The sequence below is a fragment of the Rothia nasimurium genome (genome assembly GCF_049068285.1).
Lineage (GTDB): Bacteria > Actinomycetota > Actinomycetes > Actinomycetales > Micrococcaceae > Rothia > Rothia nasimurium_I.
On sequence record NZ_JBLKPV010000010.1, the window covers coordinates 14575 to 27205 of the forward strand.

The 12631-nt window shown below is 59.7% G+C and carries 10 protein-coding genes and 1 pseudogene; 3 read left to right on the forward strand and 8 right to left on the reverse strand.

Going from position 1 to position 12631, the window contains the following annotated elements; genetic code table 11:
* The 8 genes from ACMXX3_RS09265 to sdhC all read right to left on the reverse strand — a co-directional run bounded on the left by ACMXX3_RS09265 (position 1) and on the right by sdhC (position 9254).
* Positions 1-1290 (reverse strand): ABC transporter permease, encoded by a 1290-nt coding sequence (locus ACMXX3_RS09265; protein WP_421084431.1) that lies wholly within the window; start codon positions 1288-1290, stop codon positions 1-3.
* Between the two features lie 3 nt (positions 1291-1293).
* A complete protein-coding gene (locus ACMXX3_RS09270) occupies positions 1294-2886 on the reverse strand; it encodes an ABC transporter ATP-binding protein (RefSeq protein WP_421084432.1) in 1593 nt (530 codons plus the stop codon).
* A gap of 243 nt (positions 2887-3129) precedes the next feature.
* The gene (locus ACMXX3_RS09275; protein ID WP_421084433.1) at positions 3130-4227 is read right to left on the reverse strand and encodes a BMP family lipoprotein; all 1098 of its coding nucleotides are present in this window, start codon (positions 4225-4227) and stop codon (positions 3130-3132) included.
* A 270-nt stretch (positions 4228-4497) separates the two neighbouring features.
* Entirely contained in the window at positions 4498-5724 is a 1227-nt protein-coding gene (locus ACMXX3_RS09280; RefSeq protein WP_421084434.1) for an amidohydrolase, read from the reverse strand.
* A 73-nt stretch (positions 5725-5797) separates the two neighbouring features.
* A complete protein-coding gene (locus ACMXX3_RS09285) occupies positions 5798-6583 on the reverse strand; it encodes a succinate dehydrogenase iron-sulfur subunit (RefSeq protein WP_237189369.1) in 786 nt (261 codons plus the stop codon).
* Between the two features lies 1 nt (position 6584).
* Positions 6585-8348, reverse strand: a complete 1764-nt coding sequence (gene sdhA, locus ACMXX3_RS09290) for a succinate dehydrogenase flavoprotein subunit (protein WP_237189368.1) — start codon at positions 8346-8348, stop codon at positions 6585-6587.
* Between the two features lie 36 nt (positions 8349-8384).
* Complete coding sequence (locus tag ACMXX3_RS09295) at positions 8385-8870, reverse strand: succinate dehydrogenase hydrophobic membrane anchor subunit (protein ID WP_421084435.1); 486 nt, start codon at positions 8868-8870, stop codon at positions 8385-8387.
* A 3-nt stretch (positions 8871-8873) separates the two neighbouring features.
* Positions 8874-9254: a succinate dehydrogenase, cytochrome b556 subunit gene (gene sdhC, locus ACMXX3_RS09300; protein WP_421084436.1), complete on the reverse strand. Its 381-nt coding sequence runs from the start codon at positions 9252-9254 to the stop codon at positions 8874-8876.
* A 317-nt stretch (positions 9255-9571) separates the two neighbouring features.
* On the opposite strand from sdhC, the gene ACMXX3_RS09305 reads away from it, so the two are divergent.
* The 3 genes and pseudogenes from ACMXX3_RS09305 to ACMXX3_RS09315 all read left to right on the forward strand — a co-directional run.
* A complete protein-coding gene (locus ACMXX3_RS09305; protein ID WP_421084437.1) occupies positions 9572-10681 on the forward strand; it encodes a mannose-1-phosphate guanylyltransferase in 1110 nt (369 codons plus the stop codon).
* 99 nt (positions 10682-10780) lie between these two features.
* Positions 10781-12154 (forward strand): hypothetical protein, encoded by a 1374-nt coding sequence (locus tag ACMXX3_RS09310; RefSeq protein WP_421084438.1) that lies wholly within the window; start codon positions 10781-10783, stop codon positions 12152-12154.
* Positions 12155-12392: 238 nt separating this feature from the next.
* Positions 12393-12562 (forward strand): annotated as a pseudogene (locus ACMXX3_RS09315) (IS3 family transposase); the annotation flags it as partial.
* Between the last annotated feature and the right edge of the window lie 69 nt (positions 12563-12631).

Below are 12631 nucleotides of genomic sequence, written 5' to 3' on the forward strand. Positions count from 1 at the left end.
TTATGCCTCCACGGCCTTCTTCTGGGTGGACTTTTTCTTGGGTTTGCCGCTGGGGTCAGGTAGGCGGAAGAGTGCGCGGACGAGCGGGGGTGCGGCGATAAAGAGGACGATCAGGGCCTGGAGGACCAGGACGATGTCAATTGCGGTACCGGTATTGACCTGCATAGACACGCCACCTGCACGAAAGGCGCCGAAGAGGAGAGCAGCGAAGAAGGTGCCAAGCGGGGTGGAGCGGCCCAGGAGGGCTACGGTGATGGCGTCGAAGCCGAGGGAGGCTGCGATACCGGGGGTGAGGACCTTTTCGGTGCCGGAAACCTGGGTTGCACCGGCTAGACCGGCCAGGGCGCCGGAGATGGCCATGACGATGATGTAGCCGGAGGCAACTGAGATACCGGCGGTGCGGGCGGCGTTGGGGTTGGCGCCCACTGCGCGGAGGCGGAAGCCGATGGTGGAGCGGTTGAGCAACCAGGAGACGAAGGCTACGGCTGCAAGGGCTACCAGGAAGCCGATGTGGAGGCGGAAGGGCTGGCCGAGCAGGAGGGGGAAGATTGCGTTCTTCTCCAGGGATTCTGAGATGGGGTTGGAGCTGCCCTCAGCCTGCAGGACGGGGGTCTTCAGGAGGTAGACCAGCAGGTTGGCTGCGATGTAGTTCATCATGATGGACAGGATGACTTCGTGGGCTCCGGTCTTTGCCTTGAGGACGCCGATAATGCCACCCCAGATGGCGCCGCCGAGGATACCGCTGATGAGGATCAGGGGGATCATGGCGATGAGGGGCAGGCCTGCGTTGATTGCTACCCAGGCTGAGACGATGGCACCGAGAATCACCTGGCCCTGGGCACCAATGTTGAAGAGGCCGGCGCGGAAGGAGAGGGCGACGGCTAGACCCGCGAAGATGAGGGGGGTCGCGACGGTGAGGGTCTCAGTGATGGGACGGATTTGCTGGGCGAAGTTTCGGCCGTTGGGGTTGTAGACGGAGCCTTGCAGCAGGGCCAGGTAGGCGTCAAAGGCTGCTGACCAGGCTGCGCTGATGGTGTCCAGGGGCCGGGCAAAGAAGTACTTGGAGGCGGCCTGGGTTGCCGGGTCGGTGAAGGCAATCAGGATGCCGCCGACAATAAAGGCTGCAAGGGCTGCCCCGATGGAGAGGCCAATACCGCCGCCTGCAATGCGGGCGAAGGTTGAGGGCTTCTCGGTGGGGACGGTCTGCTGGGCGGCGGTTGCCGGGGCTTGGGGGGTTTCTGCGGCCTGGGCAGGTGTCTTCTGCTGGGCGGCGGGCTTCTGGTCGCTCACGGCTTATTTTCCTTCTGCCTGGGTAGTGGGTTCGGTGGCCAGGTGCTTGGCGTGGGAGGCGCTGGGAATCTCGTCCTGGGCGGCTGCGGCGAGGGCTTCGTCGTAGGTTGCACCTGCCATCATTTGGCCAAGGACGGAGCGGGGGGTATCGGGTGGGACGATTCCCATGAGTTCTCCGTGGAAGAAGACGGCGATGCGGTCTGCCAGGCCGTAGACTTCGTCCAGTTCGGTGGAGACGATGATAACGGGCACGCCCTTGTCTCGCTCAGCGACGATGCGCTTGTGGATGAATTCAATGGAGCCAACGTCCACGCCGCGAGTGGGCTGGGAGGCGACGAAGAGCTCAAGGGGGCGGGAGAGTTCGCGGGCTACGACGATCTTCTGCTGGTTACCGCCAGAAAGGGTGGAGGCGGTGTGCTCCTTGGATCCCATACGGATGTCGAATTCGCTACCTGCCCGGTCTGCGTTGGCTGAGATGGCACTGCGCTTGAGGGTACCGGCTGAGGAGAATTCAGGAGTGTCAAAGAGGTCGAGAATCAGGTTCTCTGAGATAGAGAAGGAGCCGATGAGGCCGTCCTTGCTGCGGTCTTCGGGTACGAAGCCGACGCCAGCACGCAGCACCTGCTTGGTGGTCATGCCCAGCAGTTCCTTGCCGTTGAGGTTGAGGGAGCCGGTGGACTTGGGGTGCAGGCCGATGATGGACTCTGCCAGTTCGGTCTGGCCGTTGCCCTGCACACCGGCAACAGCGAGGATTTCGCCACCGCGGACGGTGAAGGTCACGTCCTTGAGCAGGGGCACGCCGTTGCTAGCCACCAGGGTGAGGTCCTTGACCTCAAAGGTCTTGTCGTTGGTTGTGGCTTCGTCCTTATCGACGGTCAGCTGGACGGCCTTGCCGACCATGAGGGAGGCCAGCTCGGTGGTGGACATGGAGGGGTCAGCGTGGCCTACTACCTTACCGCGGCGGATGACGGTGATGTCATCTGAGATCTCACGGACTTCACGGAGCTTGTGGGAGATGAAGAGCAGGGACTTTCCGTCCTTGCGGAGCTGGTCCATGATACCGAGTAGCTGGTCGGTTTCAGCCGGGGTCAGGACGGCGGTGGGCTCGTCAAGAATCAGGATTTCAGCATCGCGCACCAGGGCCTTGATAATTTCGACGCGCTGCTGCACACCAACGGGCAGGTCTTCGACGATGGCGTCGGGGTCAACGGCAAAGCCGTAGCGGTCTGAGATCTCACGGATCTTCTGGCGGGTGGTTTCAAGGTCCAGGGTGCCGCCCTTGATGGATTCAGATCCCAGGGCAACGTTTTCAGCGACGGTGAAGACGGGCACGAGCATGAAGTGCTGGTGGACCATGCCGATTCCGGCGGCCATGGCGTCTGAGGGGCCGTTAAAGTTGACGGGCTTGTCATCAATGTAGAGCTGGCCTTCTGTGGGCTGGTAGAGGCCGAAGATGACGTTCATGAGAGTGGATTTACCCGCGCCGTTTTCGCCCAGGAGGCAGTGGACTGTTCCGGGGTTGACCGTCAGGTCGATACTGTCGTTAGCTGTGAAGTCACCAAAGCGTTTGGTGACCTGACGCAGTTCGAGTTTCATGGGGTGGCTTTCTCGTGAGAACCGGACGGCACGCCGCGGCCTTGCGCGCGATGTGCGAGTTGGGTTGTGCCTACCTAGTTTAGCGGGTTCTGCCCTTTAACGGTTAGGCCGGGTAAGGGTTTCCTGTGCTGCGGGGGTGGGCCGCTGGGGTGGGGCTGCTTGACCAGACAAACGGCTCACACCCCTTATCTGCTGACAGGGAGTGTGAGCCGTTCGGTGTGTTAGCTGACGCTAACGGTACCTTTACTTGGTGGGTGAACCTGCGGTTTCAACCTTGATGGTACCGGCGATGATGTCTTCCTTGATCTTGTCGAGTTCAGCCTTGGTTTCTGCTGATACAGCTGAGTCGAAGTTGTGGAAGGGGGCCAGGCCAACGCCGTCGTTCTCCAGGGTGCCGATGTAGGGCTCGGAGGTGAAGGCGCCGTCAATGTCAGCCTTGATGGTTTCGGTGATGGCTGCGTCCATCTTCTTCATGACGGAGGTCAGGATGATGTCCTGGAATTCGGGGTTGGTTTCAAAACCGTCAGCGTCAACCCAGACGACGGAGGCGGGGTTCTCGGGGCTGGTGGCGTTGTATTCCTTGACTGCTTCGAGGGTACCTACACCAACGGGGCCTGCGACGGGCAGGATGATGTCAGCGCCCTGGTCCAGGAAGTTCTGGGTGTTGGTCTTGCCCTTGGAGGCGTCTTCGAAGTCACCGGTGAAGGTGCCTGACTGAGCTTCGGTGTTCCAGCCGAGGACCTCGACGTTAGCGCCCTTCTGCTCGTTGTAGTAGGCAACACCCTGGGCGAAGCCGTCCATGAAGATGGTGACGGTGGGGAATTCCATGCCGCCGTAGGTTGCAACCTTACCGGTCTTGGTCTGGGCGGCAGCTACATAGCCAGCCTGGAAGGCAGCCTGGGCGGTGTCGAAGACGATGGGGCGGACGTTGTCGAGTTCGATGGAGCTGTCGTCAACGATGGTGAAGTGCAGGTCGGGGTTGGCTTCTGCAACTTCTGCGGTTGCCTTAGCCAGGCCGAAGCCGACGGTCACGGTGATGTTGCAGCCATTCTGGACCATGGCATCGAGGTTAGGAACGTAGTCGGGCTCAGCCTTGGATTCTGCTTCCTTGTACTCGATGCCGTATTCTGCAACAGCATCCTTCAGGCCCTTGTAGGAGTTCTGGTTGAAGGACTTGTCCTGGAAACCGCCGAAGTCGGAAACGATGCAACCCAGGTAGTCGGCTGCGTCGCCGGAGGCTGAGGTGGAGGCTTCGGGGGCTGCGCCACAGCCGGCCAGCAGCAGGGCGGAAACGCCGAGGATTGAACCGGTGGAAGCAATGTGCTTACGGGAGAGAGCCATGGAGGTCCTTTTCATGCGGCCCGGGTTGCCGGTTGTGCATAGCACCTGTGTGTGAGTGTGGCGCGCCGGGGTTAATTTTGCGTAACACAACACATCTTAGTGTGATTCACGTTCCCTTTCACCCCGCTCTTGCCCGATTTTCCGTGACGGCTAATACACCTTCTTGCTAATTAATCACAGCTCTTGGTTATTTTCCCACAGATATGCCCCTGGCCGGTCTGGCGGGCAGACAGGGCAGGGGTTACTGGAGGAACCGAGATCTGGCCCGGCTTAGGCGCGGGAAGCCAGTTCGGTGCGGATGGCCCGCAGGGCGGTAGCTGCCATGACCTGCACCCCGTACTCGATGCAGCGTTCATCCGGGGCATAATCGCCCTGGTGCAGATCGAAGGTGGTCCCGCCGGGGGTGCGGGTTCCTAGCCGGATCAGGGCGCCAGGAACTTCCTGCAGCATCCAGGCGAAGTCTTCCCCGCCCATGGACTGCTCCACCAGCACCACCGAGTCCTCCCCCAGCTCAGCCCGGGAGGCGGCTTCAATCATGGCCACTTCATCTTCCGTATTAACGGACGGCGGAACCCCCCGGTAGTGCTCCAGTTCCACGTCTACCCCGTAGGGGGCCGCGATCTGTTCAACGATGTCATCTAGCATGGTCCCGGCCTGCTTCCAGACGTCCGCATCCAGGCAGCGCATGGTTCCGGCCAGAAAGGCGGTGGAGGGGATGGCGTTGGGGGCAACCCCGGCCTCTATCTGTCCCCAGGCTACCAGCACGCCCGAGCGGACGTCCGTCATGCGGGAGAGCACAGCCGGGACGTTGATAGCGATCTGGGAGAGGGCGTAGATGACGTCTTCGGTCAGGTGGGGGCGGGAGGTGTGGCCGCCACGGCCCTTGAGGGTGATTTTGATGGTGTCAGAAGCACTGGTGATAGCCCCGATGCGGGTGCCAATTTTGCCGACGTCCACCTTGGGTTCGCAGTGGAGGGCAAAGGCCCGGGGCACGCCCTCAAGGATTCCCTGGGCGATGACGTCCACGGCCCCGCCGGGCAGCTGCTCTTCGGCTGGCTGGAAGATGACGCGGACGGTACCGCCCAAGGGAATCTCCTGGTGCAGGCGGTGCAGGGCAATGGCAACCCCCAGCATGACGGTCTGGTGGATGTCGTGCCCGCAGGCGTGCATGACCCCATCAACGCAGGAGGCGTAGGGTAGGTCGGTGACTTCCTGGATGGGCAGGGCATCAATATCAGCGCGGAGGGCAACAGCCATGGGCCCCTCCCCTACATCGACGTAGCAGCCTGTGCCCTTCAGATGCTTGGGGGCAAGCCCGGCCTCGGTGAGGGTACGGAAAATCCGCTCTGTCGTCTTGTTCTCCAGGTAGGAGAGTTCGGGGTTCTGGTGGACGTTACGCCGGAACTTGACGAGGTCAGGCAGCAGGGAACGGAGGCGCGGGGCGAAAATGGGGGACCCCAGGTTGAGGGTCTGCGCGGCGTAGGGTGTGGACGTCATGTATATAGAGTAGCCCCTCATGCAAAAAAGTCGCGTTCCCCGGTGGAGGGGGAACGCGACTTTTCACAGATGCTTAGAGGGAGCGGGCCAGGATTGCCTGCTTGACCTCAGCGATTGCCTTGGTGATTTCAATACCGCGGGGGCAAGCCTCGGTGCAGTTGAAGGTGGTGCGGCAGCGCCAGACACCTTCCTTGTCGTTGAGGATCTCCAGGCGCATGTCACCTGCATCGTCTCGGGAGTCGAAGATGAAGCGGTGGGCGTTCACAATCGCTGCCGGGCCGAAGTACTGGCCGTCGGTCCAGAAGACGGGGCAGGATGAGGTACAGGCGGCGCAGAGGATGCACTTGGTGGTGTCATCGAAACGGGCGCGGTCTTCCTGGGACTGGAGGCGTTCACGCTCGGGTTCGTTGGTGTCGTTGACCAAGAAGGGCATGATTTCGCGGTAGGCCTGGAAGAAGGGCTCCATATCAACGATGAGGTCCTTTTCGCAGGGCAGACCCTTGATGGGCTCAACGGTGATGGGCTTGGACAGGTCCAGGTCCTTGAGCAGGGTCTTGCAGGCCAGGCGGTTGCGGCCGTTGATGCGCATCGCGTCGGAGCCACAAATACCGTGGGCACAGGAGCGGCGGAAGGATAGGGAGCCGTCGATTTCCCACTTGATCTTGTGCAGGGCGTCGAGCACACGGTCGGTGCCGTACATGGTCAGCTTAAATTCATCCCAGTGGGCCTCGGATGAAATTTCAGGGTTGTAGCGGCGGACCTGGACAGTCACGTCGAAGGTGGGGATAGCGCCCGCTTCGCCTGACTCAGACTTCAGCTCAACCTTGGATTCGGGTTCACGTGCTTCAAAATCAGCCATTTTAGTACTTACGCTCCATCGGTTCGTAGCGGGTGAAGGTGACGGGCTTGGTGTCGAAGCGCAGGCCCTTAATGCCTTCCATCTCAGCGTTCTCGTCTAGGTAGACCATTGAGTGCTTCATGAAGTTAGCGTCGTCGCGGTCGGGGTAGTCCTCACGGAAGTGGCCACCGCGGGATTCCTTGCGGTGCAGGGCCGCAACGGACATGACCTTGGCCAGTTCTAGCAGGAAGCCCAGCTCAACGGCTTCAAGTAGGTCCAGGTTGAAGCGCTTGCCCTTGTCCTGGATCTGGATGTTCTTGTAGCGCTCTTCGAGTTCAACGATCTTGTTGACGGCGTTGTGGATGGTCGCTTCGGTGCGGAATACCTGCATGTCGGCGTCCATGACATCCTGCAGTTCCTTGCGGAGCTGGCCGACCTTTTCGGTGCCTTCACCGGTCAGAATCTGGTTGAGCAGGTTCAGGGTGGAGTCGGCTGCGTCGTCGGGGATAGGCAGGAAGTCAGCTGAGGCTGCGTATTCTGCTGCGTAGATACCGGCCCGCTTGCCGAAGACGTTAATGTCGAGCAGGGAGTTGGTGCCCAGACGGTTGGAGCCATGGACGGACACGCAGGCAACCTCACCAGCGGCGTAGAGGCCGGGGATGATGTCCTCTGAATTGGCGTGGACTTCAGCCTTGATGTTGGTGGGGATACCACCCATGGCGTAGTGGGCGGTGGGGAAAACCGGGACAGGCTCGGTGTAGGGCTCAACACCCAGGTAGGTGCGGGCGAACTCGGTGATGTCCGGGAGCTTCTCGTCGATGTGGGCCGGTTCCAGGTGGGTGAGGTCCAGCAGGACGTAGTCCTTGTTGGGGCCACAGCCGCGGCCTTCGCGGACTTCGTTGGCCATAGAGCGGGCGACGATATCGCGGGGGGCCAGGTCCTTAATGGTGGGGGCGTAACGCTCCATGAAGCGTTCACCGTCGGAGTTACGCAGAATACCGCCTTCACCGCGGGCTGCCTCAGAGACCAGGATGCCCAGGCCGGCAAGGCCGGTGGGGTGGAACTGGACGAACTCCATGTCCTCTAGCGGAATTCCGTTGCGCAGGGCAATGGCCATACCGTCACCGGTGAGGGTGTGGGCGTTAGAGGTGGTCTTGAAGATCTTGCCACAGCCGCCGGAGGCGAAGATGACGCTCTTAGCCTGGAAGACGTGGACTTCACCGGTGGCCAGGTCGTAGGAGACGACACCTGCAGGGCGGCGAACACCGTTTTCGTCCTCAACCATAACCAGGTCAAGGACATAGTATTCGTTGAAGAACTCAACGTTGTGCTTGACGCAGTTCTGGTAGAGGGTCTGCAGAATCATGTGGCCGGTGCGGTCTGCTGCGTAGCAGGCGCGGCGCACAGGGGCCTTACCGTGGTCGCGGGTGTGGCCGCCGAAGCGACGCTGGTCGATGCGGCCCTCGGGGGTGCGGTTGAAGGGCAGACCCATCTTTTCAAGATCAAGGACCGCGTCAATAGCTTCCTTAGCCATGACCTCAGCGGAGTCCTGGTCTACCAGGTAGTCGCCACCCTTGATGGTGTCAAAGGTATGCCACTCCCAGTTGTCCTCTTCAACGTTGGCCAGGGCTGCACACATACCGCCCTGGGCTGCACCGGTGTGGGACCGGGTGGGGTAGAGCTTGGTGAGCACTGCGGTGCGTACACGCTGGCCAGCTTCGATAGCGGCTCGCATACCTGCGCCGCCTGCGCCGATAATGACGACGTCGTACTTATGTACCTGCATGAGTCGATTGCTTCTTTCTAAAACTGTGATGCGCTGTTAGGGAGCGGGGCAGAAGGAGGGCAGAAGATCTGCTGCTGCGCCGGCGGGGCAGGGATCAAAGGTAAAGATGACCAGGGTGCCCAGCAAGATAACGAAGGCGGTAGCCAGGAAGAGGGCTACCTTCAGGACGAAGCGGACGCCGTCCTTCTCAGCGTAATCGTCGATGATGACGCGGATACCGTTAGCGCCGTGGAGCATAGCCAGCCACAGCAAGAGCAAGTCCCAGACCTGCCAGAAGGGGTTGGCCAGCTTTCCGCCCACAAAGCCAAAGTCAATGCGGTGCACGCCTTCGCCCATCATGAGGTTGACAAAGAGGTGGCCGAAAATCAGGACGACCAGCAGAACACCGGAGATACGCATGTAGAGCCATGCGAACATCTCGAAGTTGTTGCGCTTGGTGGAGGCACGGTTGTACTTGATGCCAGAGACGGTGTTGTCTCGGCTGCGGGGAACAGAAATCTTGGTTTTCAGCGGAGTTGCCATGGTTTAGTGACCCCCAAAGACGAGCATGATGTGACGGATGAAGAAGGGAACAAAAACGACCGCCCAGAGGACGAGGACGCCCCAGAGCATGACCTTCTGGTTCTTGGCACCGTTCTTCCAGAAATCCACCAGAATAATGCGGATACCGTTGAAAGCGTGGTACACGATGGCCGCAACCAGGGCAGCTTCACCAAGTCCCATAATGGGGTTCTTGTAAAGCTCCATCACAGCGTTGTATGCCTCGGGGGAGATGCGCACAACGGCGGTATCAAGAACGTGGACCAGCAAGAAGAAGAAAATGGCGATACCGGTAATGCGGTGGGCAACCCATGACCACATACCTTCGCCGCCACGGTACGTTGTGCCCTTGGATGTATTCGGCACTGAATAACCTCCTGTTTGTTGCGGATATAACTACCTCGATATCAACCGAAGGCATAAGAGCCCGCACAAGACATAGTGTGTGTTCTACTCAACAGCAAGATTAGCAGGTTTTACAAGCGCTTATTGACACTCTGCCACCATCTTCACACCCCTGATTTTGCCGGAATAGAGCATACTTTAATGGCCTAAATCTATCCAGGCGCGTCATTGCACGGTTTAACCCCCAAAGCCCCGGTTCACCTTTTGAGATGGGGCCCAAAAATTAGCTTAAACATTTCATCTTTATGACTAGAAAACTTATGTACACTGTAGGGACGATGAGAACACCACTTGAACGGTTCTACCCCCTCATTCCCGCGGGCGGCGTTGGATCCCGGCTTTGGCCCCTCTCCCGCGCTGTTGAACCCAAATTCCTTCTTGACCTTACAGGCACCGGCAGCTCCCTCTTGCGCTCCACCTACGACCGGTTAGTCGACCTGGCCAGCTCCGGCGTCATGGTTGTGACCGGCCAGGCCCATGCCAATGCTGTCACCCAGCAGCTTTCCGAGCTGCGCGGTTCTGACCTGGTCCTTGAACCCTCCCCCCGCGACTCTGCAGCAGCTATCGGCCTTGCCTGCGCCATTTTGCACGAACGCGACCCCGAGGCGATCATCGGCTCCTTTGCCGCCGACCACATCATCGACCCCGTCGAGGATTTCCAGGCGGTCGTGCGCGAGGCCGTCCACGCCGCTGCCTCCGGCAAGATCGTCACCATCGGCATCGAACCCACCTCCCCCTCTACCGCCTTTGGCTACATCAAGGCAACCAGCAGTCTGGGCCTGGCAGAGGCCCCACGTGCCCTAGCCGTTGAGCAGTTCGTTGAAAAGCCCGATGAGGCCACAGCCACCGAATACGTCGCCAGCGGCGACTACACCTGGAACGCCGGCATGTTTGTTGCCCCAGCCTCCCTCATGCTCAAACACCTTGAAGCCAAGGAGCCTGAACTCTACCTGGGCATTATGGAAATCGCCCGCGCTTGGGATACCCCGGCCCGGGAAATCGTCATGAACCGCCTCTGGGACACTCTGCCCAAAACAGCCATTGACTATGCGGTAGCTGAACCCGCCGCAGCGGCCGGCGATATCGCCATGGTGCCCGGCAGCTTCAGCTGGGATGACGTGGGAGACTTCGACGCCGTTGCCCGCCTCAATATCGAAAAGACCGGCGACCAGCTCTTCGTTTTGGGAGATAAGGCCAGCGTCATTAGTGAGGACTCCACCGGCATTGTCGTCAACAACACCGGCCGCAAAATCTCGGTAATCGGCATAGAGGACGTCGTCATTGTCGATACCGCTGATGCCCTCCTGGTGACGGTTCGCAACGATGCCCAGAGCGTCAAGAACACCGTCACCACCCTCAAGGAGCAGGGCATGGATAGCCTGCTCTAGCCCCTAAGTTACCAGCCGGCCCCCATCTGGGGGCCGGTTTTTCTTATATCCACTACCCGTATATGCAAATGATTCTCATTTAGTTTAGGATGGTGAGGCATGAACACAATCTCACCTTCCCTCAAGCTTTCCCTTGCCTCCCTGGCCGTCCTTGCCCTGGCCGGTTGTGGCGCCGCCTCTGACCCCACCTCATCAACTGCTGCCGCCAGCTCTTCCGCTACCACCGGCACAAGCACCTCAGCCCCGGCTACCGCCTCAGCTACCGCCGCAGGCCAGGCAGAAATCAAAGAAGCTTCCACCCCTTCTGCCCGCATCGCCCTGACCTACGATGGTGGCATCATGATCGTGGACGGCAAGACCTTTGAAATCATCGAAACGATTGAAAAAGAAGGCTTTTTGCGCCTACAGCCTGCTGGGGATAACCGCCACCTCGTCGTTGCGGACGGCTCTTCCTACACCATGCTGGATATGGGGGCTTGGACCCAGGAACACGGGGACCACGACCACTACTACACCACCTCCCCCACTCTTTCGTCCCTGACCTTTAAAGCCGACGGGACCGGCCACGTCATTGTCGACCACGACCGGGCAGCCATGTTTGCCGATAACACCGGCACCATTGAGATCTACTCCCCTGCCGACCTGACCGGCGCTGACCAGTACACCGCCACCAGCATCAGCACTGAAACCATTACCCTGCCCACCGCCCACCACGGCCTGGCTATCCCTCTAGAAAATAACCAGTACCTGGTATCGGTAGGCACCGAGGATGCTCGCACCGGCGCTGCCGTCATCAACGCCGACGGCTCTGTAGTCACCGAGAACTCTGACTGCCCCGGTATCCACGGTGAAGCCATCGCCGAGGACGACACCTTCACCCTGGGCTGCCAGGACGGCGTCCTGATTTACAAGGACGGTGCCTTCACCAAGATCACTAACCCTGAGGACCCCTACTCCCGTTCAGGCAACCATGCAGGTGATTCCGACTCCCACATGGTGCTGGTGGACTACAAGACCGATAAGGACGCTGAACTGGAACGCCCCGAACAGTTCGCCCTGGTCAATACCCTGACCCAGGAGCGCACCAAGGTAGCCCTGCCCGCCGGCGTCTCCTACACCTTCCGGTCCCTGGCCCGCGGCCCTGAGGGCTCCCACCTGCTGCTGACCACCGACGGAAAGCTCCGCTTCTGGGCTGAGGACGGCACCGAGCTGGGCTCCGTTGACATCATGGATTCCTGGACCGAGTCCGAGGTCTGGCAGGATCCCCGCCCCGCGATCTGGGTGGACGGTGAAACCGCCTACGTCACTGACCCGGCCACTAAGAAGCTGCACGTTGTCTCCCTGGCAAAGATTGCCGACGGCACAGCTGAAGTTTTTGCCAGCATTGACCTGCCCGAGGTACCCAATGAAATCAACGGTATCTCCCGCACCGCCGAGCTGGTGACCACCACCGAGGTCCACTCAGACCACTAAGGTCAACCCACTCAAAAGGCCCTGCTTCTTTACACACGGAAACTGCTCCCCCAGTTGGTGGTCTAAAAAACAAACACCAACACACGGGGAGCAGTTTTTATGCGAGCACAAAACTCACTTACCCGACATCAACGAGAACAACTCACCCAACTATACGAACAAGATACAGGAAGCATAGCAGCAGCCAAAGAACTCAAGATCTCCCACTCCACAGCACAAGCACTCGAACAACGCTACATATCAGATTAAGTCGATCGGTGGTGTTCAGTCCATGTCACGCAAGGGTAATTGCTATGACAATGCTGTGATGGAGAACTTTTTGGGCATTTGAAGGCTGAGATGTATTACGGGGGGCGTTTTGCGAGTGTTGAGGAGTTCTTCACGGCTGTTGATGAGTATGTTTTTTGGGTGTAACAATAATCGTTTTCAGGAGCGGCTGAAGGGCCTGGACTCCGGTGAGGTATCGGAGTAAGCCTT

Bases quoted from the DNA above. Each gene is read 5' to 3' on its own strand.
- ACMXX3_RS09305 (WP_421084437.1), top strand. From the start codon at position 9,572: ATGAGAACACCACTTGAACGGTTCTACCCCCTCATTCCCGCGGGCGGC.
- ACMXX3_RS09310 (WP_421084438.1), top strand. From the start codon at position 10,781: ATGAACACAATCTCACCTTCCCTCAAGCTTTCCCTTGCCTCCCTGGCC.
- ACMXX3_RS09285 (WP_237189369.1), bottom strand. From the start codon at position 6,583: ATGGCTGATTTTGAAGCACGTGAACCCGAATCCAAGGTTGAGCTGAAG.
- sdhA (WP_237189368.1), bottom strand. From the start codon at position 8,348: ATGCAGGTACATAAGTACGACGTCGTCATTATCGGCGCAGGCGGCGCA.
- ACMXX3_RS09270 (WP_421084432.1), bottom strand. From the start codon at position 2,886: ATGAAACTCGAACTGCGTCAGGTCACCAAACGCTTTGGTGACTTCACA.
- ACMXX3_RS09280 (WP_421084434.1), bottom strand. From the start codon at position 5,724: ATGACGTCCACACCCTACGCCGCGCAGACCCTCAACCTGGGGTCCCCC.
- ACMXX3_RS09275 (WP_421084433.1), bottom strand. From the start codon at position 4,227: ATGGCTCTCTCCCGTAAGCACATTGCTTCCACCGGTTCAATCCTCGGC.
- ACMXX3_RS09295 (WP_421084435.1), bottom strand. From the start codon at position 8,870: ATGGCAACTCCGCTGAAAACCAAGATTTCTGTTCCCCGCAGCCGAGAC.